Below are 21,096 nucleotides of genomic sequence, written 5' to 3'. Positions count from 1 at the left end.
GGTCTATGCAGCATTGGTTGTGTAGACCGTATTGTTGTTTTTAAAATATGTAATTTAGCAGGGTACGTATAATTACCTATATTTTGAGTGAAATAACAAGAATAGTATTGGCAGATGATCACGCTTTGGTTAGGGACGGAATCCGTTCTTTGTTGGAGTCCGAATCTGATTTAGAAGTGATCGGTGAAGCATCGAACGGTAAAGAAGCTATTGAATTGGTAGGCAAGGTAAATCCTGATCTTCTAATCATTGATATTAGAATGCCCGTCATGAACGGTATTGATGCAGTAGCTGAACTTACCAAAAGTAAGTCCGGCGTGAAGACCATTATTCTTTCCATGCACGACTCAGAAGAATACATATTAAAATCTATTAGTTCGGGCGCTAATGGGTATCTATTAAAAGACACCGACAAGTCAGAATTCATTAAAGCAATACATACTGTTAGAGAAGGCGGTAAATACTTTAGTGGAGATATAAGTAATGTTTTGGTAAATAACTTATTGGGAGCTAAAAAACAAGTGGTTAAAGAAGAAGAGCCACGCAAAAGTGCTGATAATGTTTTTGATTTAACAAATAAAGAATTGAAAGTATTAGAGTTGGTCTTATCTGGTTTAACGAATCAACAGATATCAGAAAAACTACAGAATAGCAAACGTACTATTGAAACGCATCGTTTTAATTTAATGCGTAAGATGGATGTAAAAAACCTAATAGATCTTTCTAAAAAGGCACAGAAGCATAATTTGATTTAGAGAATTTTTATTCTCTTTAAAACGAATTTTTTTCATCTTTCATTCATGCTAAAACTATAACGGTTATAGTTTAACGTACGTTTTCGCATCGATGGCTTCACATCACTACTAACAACTTGAGCAAAATCATATAATACAAGTATTTTTATCAAAAATCATAACATGAAAAATCAGAATTTTAAAAATCACGGAAAACTAGTAACAGGGTTTCACGGCGTGTTATTTGTTGCCTTAGTTGCATTATTAGTTGGATCGGTATATCATCTTTTTAGAACCACATCAGAAAACTTGTATTTAGCATCTTTAATGGTGTTAATTGCCATTATCTTGATTCTGATGGCGTGGTATGTGAGAACATTTCCTTTAAAAGCACAAGACAGAGCTATTAGAGCTGAAGAAAATATGAGACATTATGTTATGACCGGAAAACTACTTCCTTCAGATTTGAGTATGTCTCAAATAATTGCCTTACGTTTCGCTAGCGATGATGAGTTTTTATCCTTGATGGAAAAAGCTTTAAAAGAAAAACTTTCTGCCAAGGAAATTAAATCGAGTATCAAAAGTTGGAAAGGAGATTATTATAGGGTTTAATTTAGGCGCTCTAACTAAAAAATTTATATACGCAGGCCCATGCCAGAGCTAGTTTGTGACATGATTTCTTACCATCTAGAATTTAAAGCTCATAACTTCAGTAAAGGATAAAATTGTATTAAATTCGATATTTATACGTAAATTGTACGTATAAATATTTTTCTATTATGATACGTAAGGAATTACACTTAGATGAAACAATTATCTCTGTTTTGGAAGCGGAAGCAAAAAGGCAAAATCGCAGCCTTAAAAACTACTTAGAATTTTTAGCTATAGAGCAGGCTAAAAAGCTAGAAGTCCCCTCAAAGGAGTATACCGATATGATGGATGATTTATTGAATAAATTTGATAATAATGAAATAGAATTTTCCTCTATTGAAGAAGTAATGAGTAGGAATGGCATATAAAATTAATGTATCAAAAGATGCCGAGAAGGATCTCTTAACTGCAAAATGTCATTATAAAGTATCTGGTTTAGAGGATACATTTGATAATGATTTTAAAAGCCAAATAGCATATTTAAAAGCCAACCCATTTCTTTATCAGATTTACTATCGAAATGTTCGAAGAGCTCATTTTAATACGTTTAGATATTCAATCCATTTTATTATTCATAATGATGTCGTTTATATACTAAGGGTGTTACATCATAAACAAAAGTTTAAATAAAGGATACTTTATTTTAACATTTCAACACCTCACTTTCCTATTTATTGATCCATTCTCAGTCTTAAAGCAGAATAATTGCGGATCACTCGATTTTACGCAGAACATTTACGATAAAAAAGTACGTATTTATACGTACTTTTTATAATTTGCAGTATACTTCTGAACCATTCTTGATCATTGATAAAATGAATAGCAATAAAACTCATAAAACAATATGTTCCTATTGCGGTGTAGGCTGCGGTATACTTGTGGATGTTGACGCAAAAGGAACTATTTCAGTAGATGGTAATCCCGATTATCCATCTAATAAAGGTATGCTGTGCAGCAAAGGACGTAATCTAAATTACGTAGCTCAAGATACTACAGATCGTATTCTGTATCCAGAAATGAAATGGAGTAGAAATCATCCGTTACAACGTGTTTCTTGGGACGCTGCTTTTGAACGTGCCGCTGCAGTTTTTAAAAGTATTATTGCCAAGCATGGTCCAGATAGTGTAGGTTTTTATGTATCAGGACAGTGTTTAACAGAAGAGTATTACCTCATCAATAAGCTTACAAAAGGGTTCATTGGCACCAATAATATAGATACCAATTCTAGGTTGTGCATGAGTTCTGCAGTAGTAGGGTATAAAAAAACCTTGGGCGAAGATTCTGTGCCTATTTCATATGAAGATATTGAGTTGGCAGATTGCTTCTTGATAGCAGGTGCAAACCCGGCATGGTGTCATCCTATTTTATATAGAAGATTAGAAAAGCATAAAGAAGAGAATCCGCAGGTAAAAATAATTGTAGTAGACCCACGTAAAACACAGACGTGCGCAGGGGCAGATTTACATTTACAGATATTACCTGGCACCGATGTTATTCTTTTCAATGCCATAGCCCGCCGATTAATTGAGAAAAGAAAAATAGATTCCGCCTTTATAAAAAAGCACACAGCAAATTATGAGGCGGTTAAAGAAATGGCGTTTACCTTATCATTGAAAGAAGCCGCTAAAAAATGTGGTATTCCCGTTGGGGATATTCGCAAGGCTGCCGAATTTATTGGTAATGCCAAGAAGTTTATCAGCATGTGGACTATGGGGTTGAACCAGAGTGTTATTGGTGTTGCTAAAAATGTATCATTACTAAATTTGTCACTTTTAACGGGGCAAATAGGCAAACCCGGTGCGGGACCGTTTTCATTGACAGGTCAGCCAAATGCCATGGGCGGCAGAGAAGTAGGTGGTATGGCAAGTTTATTGGCGGCACATAAAAATTTAGGGAATGCTGCACATAGAAAAGAAGTGTCAGATTTTTGGGGAGGTGGCGAAATTCAAGCGGAACCAGGGTACACAGCAACAGAAATGTTCGATGCCCTTGATGAAGGAAAGTTAAAAGCAGTTTGGATTGTTTGTACCAACCCTGCCGTAAGTATGCCTAATTCTAACAAAGTAGAAAGAGCTTTAAAAAAGGCAAAATTCGTAGTAGTTCAAGATATATCTCATAACTCAGAGACCACCAAATTTGCCGATCTTTTGCTACCTGCTGCAGGCTGGTTAGAGAAAGAAGGTACCATGACCAATTCAGAAAGACGAATTAGTCATTTGCCTAAAGTTATAGATGCACCAGGTGAAGCATTACCAGATACAGAAATTATATGGCGTTTTGCACAGGCAATGGGTTATAAAGGTTTTGATTATAAAAATAGCAGTGAAGTCTATGACGAGCACTGTTTATTAACAAAAGGCACTGAAATAGACATTTCTGGTCTATCATATGAACGTTTGATCAATGAAGGAAGTTTTCAGTGGCCAGTGCCACATAAAACACATAAGGGTACAACAAGATTATTTACAGATCGCAAGTTCTTTACCAATGACAAGAAGGCTCATTTTAATGCGCCTTCTACCCTCTACAATAAATCTGAAGAAACAGATAATGACTATCCGTTAATTTTAAATTCAGGGCGCGTTCGTGATCAATGGCATACCCGAACCAAAACGGGTAAGGTAAAAAGATTATTGACCCATATACCGCAGCCTTATCTAGAGATGAATGCTGTAGATGCCTATTTGAGAAAAATTAAGGAAGGTGATATTGCAGTAGTAAAAAGTAGAAGAGGGCAAGTACAAGTAAAAGTGCAGCTTAATTATGATATACGAGAGTCTGTTGTGTTCTTGCCTATGCATTGGGGTAAAGTATTAAATAATGATTTTGGTAGGGCAAATAACCTAACAAACGATTTGGTTGATCCCATATCTAAAGAGCCAGATTTTAAGTACTGTGCCGTTGAGGTTACCAAATTCGTAAAAGAAAAACAGAAGGTTGTTGTAATTGGAGCAGGTGCTGCGGCATATCGGTTTATACAATCGTACCGAGAGAAAAATAGTATAGACGAGTTACACGTATTTTCAAAAGAGAAAGATCCTTTTTATAATCGTGTTTTGCTTCCTGAATATGTAAGTGATGAGCTTTCTTGGGAAGCCTTAGAGAAGTTAAAAGATGGCGAGCTACAAAAGCTAGAGGTCTCTTTACATAAAGGTATTGGTATTGACAATATTGATGCGGAAAATAAAACGGTCTTAGATTCTGACGGAAATGAGCACACCTATGATTTGTTGATCATGGCTACAGGTAGTAGGGCATTTATACCTAGCGATGTACAAATACAATTACCTGGTCGTTTTACGATGCGTGAAAGAGGAGATGCCGATAAATTAAGAAAATACCTCGCAGAGACCGGACTGCAGGCTAAAGACCAAAATGTGGTTATAGTTGGTGGCGGACTTTTAGGGTTAGAGCTTGCTGCCGCGTTAAAGAAAATAGACATCAATATCAGTATCATTCAACGCGCACCACGTTTAATGGAGCGCCAATTAGATACTATTGCCAGTCGCTTATTGGCAGAAGATGTAGTAGAAAGAGGTATAAATCTGTATTTCGATAATGAAGTAAGTACTGTTTTTGAAGATAAGGATCAAAAACATAGCCTTTCTGTAAATCTAAAAACAGGACGTTCTATTCAGTGCAATGCCATAGTTTATGCAATTGGTACAAGACCAAATATAGAATTGGCAAAACCAACGGGAATCAAAACCCGAAGAGGTGTGGTGGTAAATTCATATTTACAAAGTAGTGATCCATCGATATTTGCTTTGGGAGAAATTGCCGAGTTTAAAAACTCACTTTTTGGTATTACCTCAGCTGCCGAGCAACAAGCAGATATTGCGGCTAACTTTATTCTAGGGGACTTTAGTAGTATTTATAATGGTTCGGTTTTAATGAACATTTTAAAGTTCGAAAATTTGGATCTCTGCAGTATCGGTATGGTGAATTCACCCATAGGAGATTCTTCTTATGAGGAGATTATTTTAATGGATGTAAGTAAGCGTTTTTATAAAAAGTGTATTGTAAAAGACGATACGCTAAAAGGCGCCATTTTATTGGGCGATAAAAATGAATTTGCAGAATTTAAAAGACTGATAGAAGAAGAGATTGAACTATCTGAAAAACGGAATGAGTTGCTGCGTGGAGCATCGACCTCTGTGCCGCTAAAAGGTAAGTTGGTTTGTTCTTGCAGTCAGGTCGGGGAAGGTAATGTACTTGATGCAATAAAAGGTGGATGTTCGGATTTCAACAAATTATGTTCAGAAACAGGTGCAGGTCTGGGTTGTGGTAGTTGTAAGCCCGAGATAAAAGATTTATTAAAGAAACAACTGGTATTAGCAAATTAAAACAGCGAGACATGAATGATGATCTTCATAGAATATTGATAAAAGGTGGTGTTACTTCTCCTGGTGAATTGAAAGATATTATTACCATGCTGGAGTCTGCAGGACTTACAAGTGTGAATTTTGGGTCTCGACAAGATATTTTGTTTCCGCTAAAGGATGCAAAAGAAGAGCAGCTAGAAAGTATCTCGAAATTCAATACAGATATCATTGCAAATCGTACGTATCAGAACATTGTCAGTTCGTATGTATCTGCAGATATTTTTGATATGACGCATTGGTTAAAGGGGTCTACCTACTTATATATTTTAGAAGGATTTGATTTTTTACCCAAGTTGAAAATCAATATTACCGATCCAAAACAGCGCTTGGTTCCTATTTTTAGTGGTAACCTCAACTTTATAGCATCTGAACAAGAAGATTATTGGTACTTGAATATTAAACTACCACACTGGCAATCATCTGCTTTTTATCCTGTGCTTATTTATAGTTGGGATATCAATTCTATCTCTAAACAGATCGAAGAGATTTACGAAGATATTACCGATATAGATGAGTTGTTCTTTGTGATGAACAAGAACTTAGAAACTAATAACAAAACCATGGAAAAGGAATTAAAGGTTCCTTTTCAGACCTTTCCGTATTATGAGGGTATGAACCGTTTGGGTTCAGATATGTATTGGCTTGGTCTTTACTGGAGAAATAATAAATATGACCTATCCTTCTTAAAAGAATTCTGCGGCTTTTGCTTAGATAATAGTATTGGTAAAATCTGTATTACTCCGTGGAAATCTTTTGTAGTAAAAGGGATAAAAAAATCTAGCAGACCAGCCTTAGAGCGCTTTTTAGGCAAAAAAGGAATCAATGTAAGGCATTCTCAATTAGAGATGAACTGGCATGTGCCTATTGATGATGGCGAAGCGCTAGAGTTAAAAAAGTATTTGGTTCGGAGTTTTGATCAAAATGATATAAGTACTTACGGTCTTACTTTTGGTATTAGCAATGAGGTGGGTAAACGTTCGCACTTTGCCTCGGTGATTATTGAAAAGAATAGTTTGCCCACTATTGTTAAAGAATTTGAAGTCCGACCTACGTACAATGTCTTACATTTTGAGCATTTCGATCCTAACAGTCAAAAGTATATTACCTATGCTCAAGATATCGATAAGATTGAATTGCCTGGGTTGTTGATGGAGCTTAGTAAAATGTACTTTGATCAGTTGGGTCGTGTAGATGATTATGAAGAAACGACTAGCGTTGAAGTTGTAGAAGCAACACAATCGTTATATCAATGTCAAGATTGCTTAACGGTTTATGATGCAACTTTCGGTGATGAGGAATTTAATATTGCCGCAGGTACCAAGTTTGATGATATTGATGATTCGTATGAATGCCCAATATGTTCGGCTCCAAAAGCTACGTTTAAAGAAGCAATGATACAAATGAGTTAAAGACAACTAGCTGTAAAATAATAGGTTACATGATGCCATTGACTTAGATTAAGTGTAATGGAGACAAGAAATTCATTTATGAAGTTAAAACTCTAGAATGTTTCAATTTAAATTTGTTGTATAATTCTAAATAACCGCTCATGACCAGGGTAAATGTAAATAATCAAATTAAAGAACCAGCTTTTGCAAAAGCTTTAAAGTTCACTATAGTAATTGCTGCAATCGGAATTTTAACGTGCATATTTCTAATGACTTTCGGAATCTAACTAATGCACTTAACTTACTCTTTCTAAATTTAGAAAAGCCGTTTTACTTAGGGCTGCATTACGGGAAGTTCTAATATTCGTTCTGGACCGTAGAACTTCAGCGCAATACCAAATACAATTACTGAGATTATCATTCCTACCATAAAAACGGTATACGTCCATCGTAAAATTCTATACTTTCTTTCTAAAACAATCCCAAGAAAATAAAGGTCTTTAGTTAATGAACTATAGATATAATCTTTGTCCTTAATAAGTTCTGACATTGCCCAATTATACTGCTGTAATTTCATTTTATGAAAATTACCGAAGAATAATAGATTTACCTTTTTGGTGGTAACTTCTTCTTCTGTAAATTGACCAGAGGTCACGTTCGGTTTGGTAGCTATAATAGACATCACCATAGATACTACACTAAAAATGATAAATAGAAATGTAGGGTAAAATAGATAGTCATTAGAAGGGTTATCTAATTTAGGAACCAAATTTGCTAATGCCATAGAAACGATAATAGCGTTAACCGAAAGTAAAATATTCGCCTTTGTATCGGCAATATCACTCAGTTTTAAATGATTGCTTAATGTAACTCTGTATAGTGTCTGTATGCCTCTATCCGGTAATTCTCCTTTAAATTTAGCTTTTAAACTTTCTTTTTTAATGAGCTCCTTATTCTTCTTTTTTGCTTTGATGAGCCTCTTAATATTCTTGTCTTTCCCTTTTTGCCAATTCTTTATAGCGTAGTCGGTATAAAAACGATGTTTGGCTCGTAATAAGGCAATATTCTCTTTGCGCCAATCGGCAGATGTAATACTTTGTTTTCCTAATGACGAAAGCTCTTCACGCAATAACTCTGTCGTGACCATGAAACTCTTGACATGAAAATGAGAAGAATCTGCATCGCGAATTATTTTTTCTAATTCATTTTTTGGCTCGTACCCTTTTTTAGTTGCTAGAATTAGGTCGCACACACTGGTAATAAAAGATGGTGTACAATTATGCTTGGTTAAAAAATCTCTAGATAATTGGCAACTATGCTCTTCATGGTTCTCAATAGAAATAGTGTACCCAAGGTCATGAAACCAAGCAGCAACTAAAAGTAGCTCGCTCTCTTCATCACCAATTTTTTCACCAGTAATAAGTTCTTTCGTACCATCTACAACACGTTGGGTATGCCTAAGATTATGGTAAAGATATCTTGGGTCAGTATTGCCAGTTAGTAGATTAATGGCAAATTCTTCGACTGTAGAAACTATTTTAGACATGGTGTTTTTGGTATGATTTGCACTTTAGAAAATTACAAAAATTAAAACTAGTGTTAAATGGACAAACCGAAACCAACCTGAATCAAATTACTTTCTTTAGAGTTGAAGTAGCCTATATTAAGGGTTAGTGCTTTTAGACTGCTTATCCAAAATCCGCCACCTTGTGATGTATGCCATATATTAGAGTCTTCATTTGGCATCCAAACCCTACCATAATCAAATCCGCCATACATACCAATCGTAACTGGTGAAACTGCTGTAACATAGCTTTTAAGCTTCAGTTTTAAGTCAGATGATTGATAGAAATATGATTTACCTGTAAATCTTTCATCTCTAAAGCCACGTAAGCCATTAGCGCCACCAATTGATGGGGTATGATAAAAGTAAACATCATTATAATCGAACAATCCTTTATATTCGGCTGTTGTACTGTAAACCAAACTACCTGTTGATTCTAACTTGTGATCAAAACCTACCTTTAAAGAGGCATATCCGAATTTGTTCGAATTGTTATTAATGTTCATTTTATAACCGGCAGCAAAACTAAAAGATATTGCTTTGGAAGGAAAATCTCCGGCGTCATCTCTATCATATTCCCCGGTCAGTTCAGCGCCGCCATAATTTTGATTATCAAAAACGGCATCATTTAAATTCCCTGTTGTAAATAGTCGATTAGGGTTATTTGCAACTTTGAACGATTCAAACAAACCTTTTACACGAAGACTGTAAAAGGCTAACCCTGCACTTGCCTTGAAAGTTCTAATTCTACCCCTATAATAATCTCGACTCAACATATCTTCGTTATTGACAGTTTCATTTCCAAATCCGAAGAAATTACTAACATAACGATCATTGGCAAAATAGGCGTCCATTTCAAAATTCCATCCAGGAAAAACACTTCCATATACGCCAGAATAAGAAAGTTCTGCTGCTTTGAATTTAAAAAAGTAATTGGCGCTTACATTATGTCGTTGTTTAAGAGTATTGCCGTCAATACCATCTTGAGTATAGGTATTTGAGCCACCTAAAAAGAACCCATCATCTGTTCTAAAACCAATATTTGGCATTAAAATATTGCTATTAGGTTCGAAGAATCTAAAATGAAAAGTATTTGTTTCATAGTTATTCGTAAACGATGTGGCAGGCTCTAGTTCTTCAATATTTATTTTCTCATGTTCCCAATCATATAATTTCACCCTTTTCTTATTTTCGATTTTATAAGTGTCTTTACCATAACCGCCAATGATTCTTAATTTTGTTTTAGGGTTTTCACTTCCTTCAACCTTAAAAACATCATCATCGCCTAAACCGTAAACCCAAAGTTCTTTGGTTAGACTATCGTTAAAAATTCTCGAATAAATTAATTCGTCTTTTTCGTCTGATAAGATTCGTTTGACTTCAACCTTTGTATCACCATTTTTCATCTTTGTCATGGTAAAAATATCGTCTTTTTCGGTGCCTGTTACAGCTACGATTTTGTTGAGGTATTCAGCATATGCTTTTGCGGCCTCAGGTAAGGTTGAAAGACGTTGTTTTAAACTTTCTTTAATATATTCAGAAGTTTCGTCTTGTACAGATTTAGGCAATCGGGTGAATGCTTTTTCAATTACATTTGAAGTCATACCATCTTGTATAGCCTTAGCTTCTTCGACCCAAACCTCAGGTCCAAAAGAGGTTAATAAGGCACGGTCTAATTTATTACCAGAAAGGTTCAGCCATTTTACATTATCAACATCATCATCATAGGTTTCCCAATTTCTTGAGTTTGGAACAAACCAATTTACAAAGGGTATAACTTTACCGTCAAATCTTGGAAAGGCATTATCACGATCTCGTGGAATCGGCAAAAATTCTTTTTCTCCATCTGGACTTTCATATTCAACCCATCTCCATTGGTCTTGGTGACGGTCCCAGTCGCCTATTAACATATCAAAAATTCTTGCACGTATAAATGCCCTTTCATCGACAGAATATGATTCATCACTTTTGATTTTCTCAAGCATATCTGTAGTACTTTCATAATCTACAACTTTACCAGAATTTTGATCAATACTTCTTCTATAACCTTTGTAATTTGCTTGCTCTTCTGAAGGTCTTCTTTCTATATAATAAAGTTCATCACCATAATTTTCGTTGAATTGCTTTAAACTATCTTGTTTTGGAACATAGAATAAATCGGTGTCCGAATGGTTAATTTGTACAGATTCGGCCAAAGGATTAATTACCAACTGCATGTATGGGTGAGCAGTAGTAAAAAAGTCAGAAATAGCTTTTTCTGCCCAAGTATCTTGATAATCCTCCGTATTATATGAAATACCTGGAAGTTTGAATTTTAGAAATTTTAATGCACTTTTTCGTAAAGAACGCATTGCATACTGTTTGCCATTGGCATCTTCTAAACGCAGCGAAAAAGACTGGTGACCACCACCTTCTTTAACTACAGATAAACCACCATATAAAGTATCAAGTTTTACAACTGGTGCGTCTACAGGTTGACCATAATATTTACGATAACGATCACCCCAAAGAAATGTATAAGCCGCACTTTTATTATAATCATTAGGATCATCTAAAATTGCACTATTCTCTGTTAATTGCGAGCTTGTGCTAAATTGGGTATATACTTTTTTGGGTTCAAATTCTGGCAGAACAGACAGTTCGGTATTCTTATCAAGATTATTCTCTGAGATAAAAGTAACTTTTGAACTTCCATCCTTATAATAATCTAGTCTAGCAAATCCTCTATCTCCAAAAGCATATTGACCTTCGTATTCAATAGACCCACCTATTGCGGTAATTCTGCCGGTTCCTAGATTAGTTGCACTTTTTGTGCCTAAAGATCCACTAATGATTTGATGTATACCACCACCCTCTAACAGCTGAAGACTTTCTTCATGACCCGAAACTAGTGTAATTCTATCGTTTGCCTGTGCTAAAGCACTTACCGCTATTCTTAGGTAATTATATCTTCTAGAATTTACATGTTCAGGGTTAAAGGCACCTAAATCCATTACCGTATTCTTGATTGTTCCTAAAACAGGAATTGGAGTAAGGTGGTTTTTAAGGGTTGTATGTCCGGCATAAGTGCCATTTGTAAAAATTGGATGGTGCATTGCAATTACGATGTTTTTACCTGCCCCATCGCCAATATAACCCTCAAGTTCTTCCATAAACCTTCTACGGGTAATAATGTCTGTACATTTACTATTGATATCTTCGATTCTAGACCAATTAGATACGAACCATTTGGAGTCAACTATTATAAGATCTAAGTCATCGTTAATGACCCTATGTTCTATTGGACAACCATTATTAGGTATAACCGCAGTATTTTCTCTTGCAATATCTTTTAATAAATTTTCAACCTTTTCGATTTTCTTAAGCTCGTAACTTTTCCATTCATTATTACCGGGTAAAAAAACGGTTTCTCCCTTAAAATTCGATGATACGTCTAATTGTGTTTTAATAAGTAGACTATCACTATCCCAATTGTTGGTCTCTGGTGAAATATTATCTCCCGTAAATAGTAAAGTACTATTTTCTGAAGCTTGATCAAGCTCTTCTTTAAAGCGCTGTAATAGTGCTTTATTTGGTAATGACGAAGAATTTCCCAGTCCGCCAGCAATGTAAAATGAATAGGTCACTTCTTTATCTGCTGTGCTTTTATCGTTATTTATATTGCTTTGTTCTTTAAATGTAGCACAGGAAGAACCTAATAGTAATAAAAGGGTAAATGTGAGATGTTTTACCCAAGTTGATTGAATTGGTTGGTTGATCATATATTAATTATTAGATAATAATTTTAGTTGGTGAAAAAGATGTTCGATACGATAACACCAATTACAAGTAGTACTAGAAAAGCTACTAAAATGGTAACCCCTACTTTTGTTTTTTTATTTTTCTGAAGGATGAATTGCTGTGTATTATCTTCAGGTTCTTTAACGAATTTTGTTTCTTCTGCTTCTTTGTTCATGCGTATTATTTTTTAATGTAAACTGTTTTTTTGTTGACAAATTCTAAGATGCCTTCTCTAGATAGTTCTCTACCATAGCCAGATGCTTTTGTTCCACCAAATGGTAATCTAGGATCAGATTTTACCATATCGTTGACAAAAAATGCGCCGTCTGGTATGTCAGAAATAATATCCATCGCCGCATCTGTATCTTCTGTGAATAACATACTACCAAGACCTAATCTAGAATTCGCTGCAATGGCAATAGCATCTTCTCTATTTTTAGCTTTAATGATTGCCGCTACAGGCCCGAAAGTTTCTTCTTTAAAAACAGGCATATCTTCGGTAACCTCTGTAAGTATGGTAGGAGAATAATATGCACCATTACGCATATTACCTAATATAACCTTGGCACCTTGTTTTATAGAGTCGTTCACTTGTTTTTGAAGTTCTTCTGCTAAGTCTTCACGAGCCATAACACCAATAAATGTATCTTTATTCATGGGGTCACCACTTTTTAGGGACTTCACTTTTGCAGTGAATTTTTCGAGAAAAGAGTCATATATATCTTCACAGACAATAAAGCGCTTAGCTGCAATACAGCTTTGACCGGTATTCTGCATACGTGCCGTTACCATAGTATCGATGTGCTCATCTAAATCGGCATCTTCCCAAACGATACAAGCATTGTTTCCGCCGAGTTCAAGAACAGATTTCTTCAAGTTTTTTCCAGCTGTACCTGCTATTGATTTACCGGCTTTCTCGCTTCCGGTTAAGGTTACGGCCTTGATTCCGACATTGGCAATAAGCTTCTCGATTTCTTCATGACCTGCTTTTAAGCTTTGAAAACATCCTTCAGGATATCCTGCATCTAAAAACAATTGTTCAATAGCAAGTGAGCAACCCGTTACATTCTGTGCATGTTTAAGCAATGCGGTATTACCTGCGGTTAATGTCGGTGCCGCAAAACGTATTACTTGCCAAAATGGGTAGTTCCATGGCATAACGGCAAGAATGCAACCTAAGGGATCATGACTAATAAAACTCTCATCGGCATCGGTTTCTATGACCTCATCAGCCAAAAGATCTTCTGCATTATGTGCATAAAAATCACAAGCCCAAGCACACTTTTCAATTTCAGATATACCTTGAGAAAAAGGTTTCCCCATTTCTTGTGTCATTAATTCTGCATATTGCTCTTTTCGTTCTATTAGTAGCTCGGCAACATTGCTGAGTAATTCACATTTATCTTCAATTTCTGTACGTGCCCATGAAACTTCAATGGCGAGCGCTTTATTCAATTTAGCAGTAATATCTGCCGATGTATCTTGTATATAGGTGTTGACTACAGAACCATTATAAGGGTTCATTATTTTATATTCTTTCATAAGTACAAATTTAGAGGTATACAATGGTATGTGTTAATTCGTTTCATATAATTCTTAACCCTTTTAAACTATTGTTAACGTCAATATTTAAAGGTTTTGAGTTAAGTAGTTGTATCTTTATTATAGAACTTTGTAGAGCATGATAATACAAACATTATCATGAATAAAAGAAACGTTTAATCTAAAAATATTACAATATGAACAATAGTGGAAATACATTATTAGCAATTATTGCAGGTTCTGCAATCGGTGCAGCTTTAGGAATTCTTTATGCTCCAGATAAAGGTGAGAATACAAGAAGATTAATTGCTGACCAAGCAGCTGCAACAAGAGATAATTTTACTGAAAGCGCAGTAGACCTTAAAAATAGAGTAGCTTCTAAAATGGCAGATGAAAAAGTAACTTTAGATGCAAGGGTAGAATCTTTAGTATCTGATTTAAGTTACAAGACAGATGATGTTATTTCAACTTTAGAGAAAAAGTTAGCTGAGTTGAAAATGAAAAATAAGAAACTGCAGAAAACAGTATAAATGGGAGTTATTGAATCACTTAACGAAACGTCTAACAAGGCAATTGATGTAGGAGAGGTTTACTATAAGAAAACCCAAGAATACTATACGCTAAAAGTGTTTCAACAATTAACAATGACCACCGGTATGCTGCTGAAAATCGCAGTCATTGGTGGTCTTGCTTTTTTGGCACTTATATTTATTACTGTTGCGGGAGTAGTTTTTCTTGCAAATGTTCTTAATAGTATGGTAAGTGCCTGTTTAATTGCTGGTGCTTTATTTATAGTATTATTGATTTTAGCCTATATTTTTAGAGCTAAAATAGATAACATGTTGGTAAGAAAGTTGTCGGATAAATTTTTTAACTAATAGAGATATGTATAAAAATTTTAATGAGATAGAGTACAATTTAAAGCGTCTAAAATTAGAGCGACAGATTGCTCTAGAAGAACTAAAAGGGTTAAAGCAAGATGTACAGCAAGATTTGAGTCCGTATAACTGGGTATCGACAGCATTCTCTGCAGCCAAAAAATTTGGTATGTTGTATTTAATGCGAAAAGTAGTAAAATAATATACAATTAGATTGCAATGATAATCTAGTTGAAAGTAAAAAGCACCTCTGTAAAAGAGGTGCTTTTTTTTATACTGTATTGGGTACTATTATTTTATTCTTTCGACCAGGCGTCAAGCATCCAACTTACTTTTTCGATGCTGCCAATGTAACCACCGATCATATCGATTGTACCTTCATCACCACCGGCTTCTGCTTTTTTAACAACCTTGCTCATTTGCTTTAGCAAAATCTCATGCTGATCTAAAATATGATCCACCATATCGGTATCGGCAATAAGAGAAGATGTTTCTTTTATAGAAGACATTTCAAAATACTTAGAAAATTCGCTTGTAGGGTTGTGTCTTAAAGTTAAAATTCGCTCAGCGATTTCATCAATCTTTATTCTTGCATCGGTATATAACTCTTCGAACTTAATGTGAAGGTCGAAAAAGTTCTTTCCAGAAACATTCCAATGATAACCTCTAAGGTTTTGGTAGTATAAATTGTAATCTGCCAATAAGGTGTTTAATTCATCAACAATTGGCTTTATGTCTTTTGATTTTATATCTAAATAGCTCATAATTTTATTTAATTATTCTGCTACAAAATTAAAGTATATAGAAGGTTACCATTGACTCAGAAGAGGCAATGATGAACGTTTTACAATTTTGAAGTGATGTAGAACTTATTCTTCTACCAAAGGTTTTAAGTTTATGTACGAGTAGTTTATTTCACCTACATGGTCATACTCCGTTGAGTTTTGCTTTAACGAACCCCAATCGAACTGATTGTTTAAATTATTCTCTTTATAATAATTAGTTAAGCCCTCGGTTAGCAGTAAATATTCGCTTAATCTAATTTTATTTTTTAAAAGTTTATGTGCAATAATCAAGTCTTCGCCAAATAACTTAATGCTGTTACCAACTTTGGTCAAAGCAATTTCTTTACCGTAATGTAAAATGATTTTTAAGCCCAGAATGTCTGGCATCGAATCGGCGTCTTTATTTTTCTTATGTTTTACTCTAAGTGAGTTTAGTTCTTTGTAGAACTCGGTATAAAATTGTCTGCACTGCTCAATTAAATTTTCTAGGCTGGGCATTTCACCGGTCTTAAAAAACAAAACCGCGTCACCTTCTATTTCAGAAACTTTTAGTCCGATTTTATTGGTGTAGATAATTTGGTTCAATAGGGCAGGAATAATTTTTGAGCTTAACTCAAAATCGGTTTCGCTCATAAACTCCGTAAAGCCGCTTATGTCTGGTATACATATTAACATTGGTTCTCCTTTCATAAGCTATAGTCGTAAGTGAGGGTGAAAGGTATATAACTTTTGATTTTAAAAAGATCGCGTACGGTAAAATTACTATCGCAATCGATTTGCGTTTAAAGCCATTTAATTTATTTGAATCGATCTTTTAAAGTTACAATAGAGCGGTATTGAACACATAATACGCAACCTCTTTGATTATTTTTGTTTGATGTTGTTTTTAAAACAATAAACAAAACAAGTGTTTTCTTTACCTATATCAGTACTATTTTAAAGAATTTCAAATGAACTATTCAGAACTTTTAGCGAGCGAACCACATGATGTAGCAGCACATATGCACTTAAAATATGTGAATAGAGAAGCACTATCTATACTGCGGATAAAAGAGAAAGATCAATTTCTATATCTGCTAAAAAACAAACCGCTCAGTAAAAAAGCTGAATTAACTAGAATTAAAAAGCTGGTGATACCGCCCGCATGGCAAGAGGTTAAAATTGCACCCATATCGAATGCACATTTACAAGCGGTAGGGTATGATATGAAGCACAGACTTCAATACCGTTATCACGAATTATGGTTAAGAGTTCGAAACCGCACGAAGTTTTTAAGAATGCATCATTTTGGGGAAGCATTACCCCTTATTCGAAAAAGGGTCGATGAAGATTTACAGCTAGACGGATGGCCTAAAGAAAAAGTTCTTGCATTAATCGTGAGGTTAATGGAGGAAACCCATATTCGAATCGGAAACCAGCAATATGCAAGAAGAAACAAAACCTATGGCTTATCGACCCTAAGAACAAGACACTTAAAAACTAGCAAGAACAAGGTAAAGTTTGAGTTTACGGGTAAAAAAGGTAAAAAGCACAGTATCACTTTAAATAATAGAAAGTTGCGCAAGTTAGTGTTGCAATGCGAGGAAATACCTGGTTGGGATCTATTTCAATTTTTTGATGAAGACGGAATCAAAACGGGAGTTGACAGTGGTATGGTCAATGAATATTTACAAGAAATAAGCGGAGAACTCTTTACTGCGAAAGATTTTAGAACATGGTCGGGTACACTCATATTCTTTGAATCGCTTATGGAAAATGAACCTACCGATATAGAAAGTGAAGTGAAAAAAAATGTTATAAAGGCGTTTGACGATACTGCGAAAGCGCTTGGTAATACTAGAAATGTATGTAAAAAATACTATGTACACCCATTTGTGGTCAGTACCTATGAAAAGAATGAGCTCAATGATGTTTTTGAAAGCATAGAGAAGACTGCTTCTTCAGAATACCAAACTGCAGCAGAAAAAGCCTTGATAAATTTAATAGCCGATTTTAATCCGTTAGTAGATTTAGATATTAAGAAGTAGGTATCTAAATTTACAGCATCGTGTTTATTAATTTATTCGGCGCGTTCAACTTCGCTTTCGCTCTTAAGAACATAATCGCCGTCATCTTGTTTAATGTAGAGGGCTTTATTATCATCGCTACCATTTCTGGTAACTTCATTTCCTTTGATTGTTTTTGTTGTTTTTGAAGTATATGTTTCTTCAACCTTACCTTCGGCAGTACCATTACCCCAAGACCATTTCACACTTGTACCTTTTCGTATCATAATAAATGTATGTATTGTTTGTGCTTTCCATCACAGCTAGTCTTTTGGAGAACCATGTGATAGAAAATATCATTTATAGATGCACAAACATGAGAACTAATTTGAGACTACAAGTTCTATGTTTAAATTAAATATTGTGCAAGAAAGGCACTAAATTTTTGATGCTAAAAGCCTGAAATTTAACGCTATTCGAAGGAGTTAATTCAAAAATTTTTAAGGGCAAAAAGTAGTGAAAGTCCCGTTTATATTTGTTATCAAAATATTACAGATGGTACAATTAATTGCAGGTATATCGATAATTATAGGTTTAGGCTTCATTAGCTTATTGGTAAAAGATTTTATCATTGACGATATGCGTAACGATTCTACAAATGGTCAAGAAGATGCTTTTTGCGATATCGATATGGAGCATATAATAATGTTCGCAGATAAATCGCAAGCAAAAGATGTAACCGAACTGAAGAGAAAATTACAAGATTTCAAAAACAGAAATAAATTTTATAAGATGTAATTGCGATTAACATCTCTAAATAAAAATCGCATCATTAAAATTATAAACAATGAGTACATATACAGAACAAGTAGGTGAGAAATTAAACGAACTTTTAGAAAAAACGTATGATGCTGAAAAAGGCTATAAAAAAGCTGCAGAAAATACAGAAAATGAGCAATTAAAGTCGTTTTTCGATTCAAAAGCTAGTCAACGTTATGATTTTGGACATGAGCTAAAAGCAGAGATTAAATCTTTTGGTCAAGAAATCGATAAGGGAGATAGCATTACAGGAAAAGCACACAGAGCATGGATGGATGTTAAAGCTCTATTTTCATCTGATAGCGCAGAAGCAATGCTAGAAGAAGCAATTAGAGGTGAGAAAGCTGCTATTGAAGAGTATGAAGAAGTTTTGAAAGAAACTTCATTGCCTTCTACAACGGCGACCATTTTAAGAAGCCAAAAAGAGGCCATACAAAACGGACTATCAAATATTAAAATGTTAGAAAGCATTAGATAGGTTTATTGCTAAAATTTATTAAAAGGGGTCTATTTAGACCTCTTTTTTTATGCCCTAAGATTATGAAATTGCTCACTATTTAATTCTTTATGTCACTTATTTTTATGGGTTATATTTTTGTTTTTCTGCAATAATAGTGATGATAATAATTGATGAACTTTATGTTTAAAGCGAATGATTGATATGTATTTTAAAATTTCGAATACAGCAAAAATGAAAGAGATTGAACGAGATGCAAATGCCTTGTTCAAGTATCCAAATTTATATACCCCACAAGTGGTTATTAGTGGTTTAACAGAGGTGTCGATTCCTATAATTACCATGAATGAACCTAATGCAATCAATTTAGCCATATGGGGCTTATTACCGAGCAGTTTTAATGAAGACTGGGAGCTATTTCAAAAATTGACCAATACCCTGACCATACCTTCACAGAATGTACATACCAATATTTGGTATCACGATTCTTTCATACAAAGAAGATGTATAATACCGGTAACAGGTTTTTTTACATCAGTTCTAAAAAAAGGAGAAATTTACCCTTATCACATCAGCAAAAAAAATGGGGCAATCTTATATTTGGCAGGCATCTATACCACATTAGAAGATGGCTTTATAACCTGTTCGTTACTTACCGGACCTCTTGAAAAAGAAATCGTTAATTATCAAAATTTGGTAGATTATATGCCTGCTATTGTGGATCGAGATAACAAGAATGAATGGCTTTCTGGTAGTACCGATTTAGAAAGAGCTAAAGAAATATTAAGACCGCCACATTCAACTGAATTAGAAATACGCCCTATTGCAAGAAACCTGTTCAATCAAGATATATCTTATGATAGTATGTTGAGTCCGTATGAATACCCTGAAAATTAGCGCAAGGCAGAATTCTTATTCTTAAGATGTTTTCTATATTCTGTTGGTAGAATTTCAAAAGCTTCAAAGAATATTTTAGAGAAGTAACTTCTACTTTTAATACCGATGGCGTACACAATTTCAGAAACCGATAAATCGGTATTTTTTAAAAAATCTTTCGAGATTTCAAGCTTCAATTGTCTTACATATTCATTGACCGTCTTTGAGTAAAGAATCTTAAAACCAATTTGAAGTTTTTTAGGACTTAGGCCCGATTCTGTACTTAGCGATGTAATAGAAATATTCTCAGAAATGTTTTCTAAGATATAGGTGGTAAGTTTGTGTATTTTTAGAATATCTTCTTTAGAAATAGCTTCAGGTAAGTTCATGTTTTCTTCAAAATTTTTATGTTCCATTAGCTGTAGTGATAATATTAGATAAATTCTACCCTCTAGAGATAGCGACCTCATCATACCACTGGTATTATCAATTGAATGTAGTAGTTTTATTTCTTCGGCAATTCTTAAGCTAAAATTGCCACCATGTTGATATGCGTTTTCTCCGTGACTATCATTAAAGAGTGAAACCAATAACTGATTTAATTGACACACGTTATTATTCTTTTTCTGTAAATATTCTTGACGATTTATTCGGATAAAATTTATTCTTAAATTCTCGTTCTTCGGAAACAGAAAAGTCTTTTTTGCATTTCGTTTATGCGATATGATGGTGTTCTGAAATTGCTCTAATTTGGTAAACACATCGGTATCGTTTTCACTATATTCAAAATACCCCTTAGTAATAAAGATGAACTCAATTGGTGCTAAATCTTGCGTGTCAAATACAAGCTTAGTTTCTTCAAAGAGATTTATATTACAATCTATAAAAGATACCCCCCAATTAAAATCGATGGTTCTTAAAGACCCTTTACCAAATTTATTTTTAAAAGTTAAAATGCTTTCGCCCCTGTCTTCTTTGAGCTCACCCTTTATACACGCTTGTAGTTGGGCAAACATTTCATCAGACTTAGAACTATGTATGGTTAACTTTCTCATTGTTTTATTTTACGTACAATGGAAACTGTACCTTACAAAAAAACCAGAAAAAAGGGAAAGACCTTGACACGTTTAAAATGTTAATTAACACAAATGCGCATTTGGTAGATGAGTCAATATTCTTTTTTTTACAACTAAGCACTGCGCCTTAAAAGCCTCATTTTTGTAAAGATGGCTATGGCATGCTTTGCAGTAAA

Annotated in this window: 21 protein-coding genes; 13 read left to right on the top strand and 8 right to left on the bottom strand. The window is 34.5% G+C overall.

What is annotated here, in order from left to right:
* Nucleotides 1-83: 83 nt before the first annotated feature.
* From ACPF9A_RS09450 to ACPF9A_RS09425, 6 genes are all read left to right on the top strand, one after another.
* Nucleotides 84-755 (top strand): response regulator, encoded by a 672-nt coding sequence (locus tag ACPF9A_RS09450; protein ID WP_424003842.1) that lies wholly within the window; start codon nt 84-86, stop codon nt 753-755.
* Nucleotides 756-917: 162 nt separating this feature from the next.
* A complete protein-coding gene (locus tag ACPF9A_RS09445) occupies nt 918-1,346 on the top strand; it encodes a DUF6526 family protein (protein WP_424003840.1) in 429 nt (142 codons plus the stop codon).
* A 167-nt stretch (nt 1,347-1,513) separates the two neighbouring features.
* Nucleotides 1,514-1,753 (top strand): hypothetical protein, encoded by a 240-nt coding sequence (locus tag ACPF9A_RS09440; protein WP_424003838.1) that lies wholly within the window; start codon nt 1,514-1,516, stop codon nt 1,751-1,753.
* On the top strand, nt 1,743-2,015 hold the full coding sequence (locus ACPF9A_RS09435) for a type II toxin-antitoxin system RelE/ParE family toxin (RefSeq protein WP_424003836.1): 273 nt from the start codon (nt 1,743-1,745) through the stop codon (nt 2,013-2,015). Before ACPF9A_RS09440 ends, ACPF9A_RS09435 begins: the two co-directional genes overlap by 11 nt.
* Before the next feature lie 185 nt (nt 2,016-2,200).
* Nucleotides 2,201-5,731, top strand: coding sequence for a molybdopterin-dependent oxidoreductase (locus tag ACPF9A_RS09430; protein ID WP_424003834.1), 3,531 nt, complete (start codon nt 2,201-2,203; stop codon nt 5,729-5,731).
* 11 nt (nt 5,732-5,742) lie between these two features.
* Nucleotides 5,743-7,179 carry a rubredoxin gene (locus ACPF9A_RS09425; protein WP_424003832.1) on the top strand — a complete coding sequence of 479 codons (1,437 nt, stop codon included), beginning with the start codon at nt 5,743-5,745 and terminating at the stop codon, nt 7,177-7,179.
* A 313-nt stretch (nt 7,180-7,492) separates the two neighbouring features.
* Here ACPF9A_RS09425 and ACPF9A_RS09420 read toward each other — a convergent pair whose 3' ends face one another.
* Genes ACPF9A_RS09420 through ACPF9A_RS09405 form a run of 4 tightly spaced genes read right to left on the bottom strand, consistent with a single transcriptional unit; the run spans nt 7,493 to nt 14,044 of the window.
* Nucleotides 7,493-8,704 (bottom strand): Pycsar system effector family protein, encoded by a 1,212-nt coding sequence (locus ACPF9A_RS09420; protein ID WP_424003830.1) that lies wholly within the window; start codon nt 8,702-8,704, stop codon nt 7,493-7,495.
* A gap of 53 nt (nt 8,705-8,757) precedes the next feature.
* Nucleotides 8,758-12,483, bottom strand: coding sequence for a hypothetical protein (locus ACPF9A_RS09415; protein WP_424003828.1), 3,726 nt, complete (start codon nt 12,481-12,483; stop codon nt 8,758-8,760).
* 23 nt (nt 12,484-12,506) lie between these two features.
* On the bottom strand, nt 12,507-12,677 hold the full coding sequence (locus ACPF9A_RS09410; protein WP_424003826.1) for a hypothetical protein: 171 nt from the start codon (nt 12,675-12,677) through the stop codon (nt 12,507-12,509).
* A 5-nt stretch (nt 12,678-12,682) separates the two neighbouring features.
* On the bottom strand, nt 12,683-14,044 hold the full coding sequence (locus tag ACPF9A_RS09405; protein ID WP_424003825.1) for an NAD-dependent succinate-semialdehyde dehydrogenase: 1,362 nt from the start codon (nt 14,042-14,044) through the stop codon (nt 12,683-12,685).
* Nucleotides 14,045-14,241: 197 nt separating this feature from the next.
* Between ACPF9A_RS09405 and ACPF9A_RS09400 the strand changes: the two genes are divergently transcribed.
* Genes ACPF9A_RS09400 through ACPF9A_RS09390 form a run of 3 tightly spaced genes read left to right on the top strand, consistent with a single transcriptional unit; the run spans nt 14,242 to nt 15,124 of the window.
* Nucleotides 14,242-14,574: a YtxH domain-containing protein gene (locus ACPF9A_RS09400; RefSeq protein WP_424003823.1), complete on the top strand. Its 333-nt coding sequence runs from the start codon at nt 14,242-14,244 to the stop codon at nt 14,572-14,574.
* Nucleotides 14,575-14,922, top strand: coding sequence for a phage holin family protein (locus ACPF9A_RS09395; protein WP_424003821.1), 348 nt, complete (start codon nt 14,575-14,577; stop codon nt 14,920-14,922). It abuts the gene before it with no gap.
* 7 nt (nt 14,923-14,929) lie between these two features.
* Nucleotides 14,930-15,124, top strand: a complete 195-nt coding sequence (locus tag ACPF9A_RS09390) for a hypothetical protein (protein ID WP_133685718.1) — start codon at nt 14,930-14,932, stop codon at nt 15,122-15,124.
* A 94-nt stretch (nt 15,125-15,218) separates the two neighbouring features.
* Here the strand turns inward: ACPF9A_RS09390 and ACPF9A_RS09385 are convergent, their stop codons facing one another.
* Complete coding sequence (locus ACPF9A_RS09385; protein WP_424003819.1) at nt 15,219-15,686, bottom strand: Dps family protein; 468 nt, start codon at nt 15,684-15,686, stop codon at nt 15,219-15,221.
* A 105-nt stretch (nt 15,687-15,791) separates the two neighbouring features.
* Entirely contained in the window at nt 15,792-16,397 is a 606-nt protein-coding gene (locus tag ACPF9A_RS09380) for a DUF2652 domain-containing protein (protein ID WP_424003817.1), read from the bottom strand.
* A gap of 260 nt (nt 16,398-16,657) precedes the next feature.
* On the opposite strand from ACPF9A_RS09380, the gene ACPF9A_RS09375 reads away from it, so the two are divergent.
* Nucleotides 16,658-17,734, top strand: a complete 1,077-nt coding sequence (locus tag ACPF9A_RS09375) for a DNA topoisomerase IB (RefSeq protein ID WP_424003815.1) — start codon at nt 16,658-16,660, stop codon at nt 17,732-17,734.
* 32 nt (nt 17,735-17,766) lie between these two features.
* Here ACPF9A_RS09375 and ACPF9A_RS09370 read toward each other — a convergent pair whose 3' ends face one another.
* Entirely contained in the window at nt 17,767-17,979 is a 213-nt protein-coding gene (locus ACPF9A_RS09370; protein WP_424003813.1) for a DUF2945 domain-containing protein, read from the bottom strand.
* 268 nt (nt 17,980-18,247) lie between these two features.
* Here ACPF9A_RS09370 and ACPF9A_RS09365 point away from each other — a divergent pair, with 268 nt between their 5' ends.
* The 3 genes from ACPF9A_RS09365 (at nt 18,248) to ACPF9A_RS09355 (ending at nt 19,865) form a co-directional block, all read left to right on the top strand.
* Complete coding sequence (locus ACPF9A_RS09365) at nt 18,248-18,490, top strand: hypothetical protein (protein ID WP_424003811.1); 243 nt, start codon at nt 18,248-18,250, stop codon at nt 18,488-18,490.
* Nucleotides 18,491-18,539: 49 nt separating this feature from the next.
* Nucleotides 18,540-18,989, top strand: coding sequence for a ferritin-like domain-containing protein (locus ACPF9A_RS09360; protein ID WP_424003809.1), 450 nt, complete (start codon nt 18,540-18,542; stop codon nt 18,987-18,989).
* Between the two features lie 213 nt (nt 18,990-19,202).
* Complete coding sequence (locus ACPF9A_RS09355; protein ID WP_424003807.1) at nt 19,203-19,865, top strand: SOS response-associated peptidase; 663 nt, start codon at nt 19,203-19,205, stop codon at nt 19,863-19,865.
* Here the strand turns inward: ACPF9A_RS09355 and ACPF9A_RS09350 are convergent.
* Nucleotides 19,862-20,899 (bottom strand): helix-turn-helix domain-containing protein, encoded by a 1,038-nt coding sequence (locus ACPF9A_RS09350; protein ID WP_424003805.1) that lies wholly within the window; start codon nt 20,897-20,899, stop codon nt 19,862-19,864. The two genes, ACPF9A_RS09355 and ACPF9A_RS09350, sit on opposite strands and share 4 nt — an antisense overlap.
* Nucleotides 20,900-21,096 lie beyond the last annotated feature (197 nt).

The organism is Maribacter sp. IgM3_T14_3 (assembly GCF_049603095.1).
Lineage (GTDB): Bacteria > Bacteroidota > Bacteroidia > Flavobacteriales > Flavobacteriaceae > Maribacter.
The sequence above is the reverse complement of the archived record's forward strand: the minus strand, read 5'-3'. Positions and strand labels throughout refer to the sequence as shown.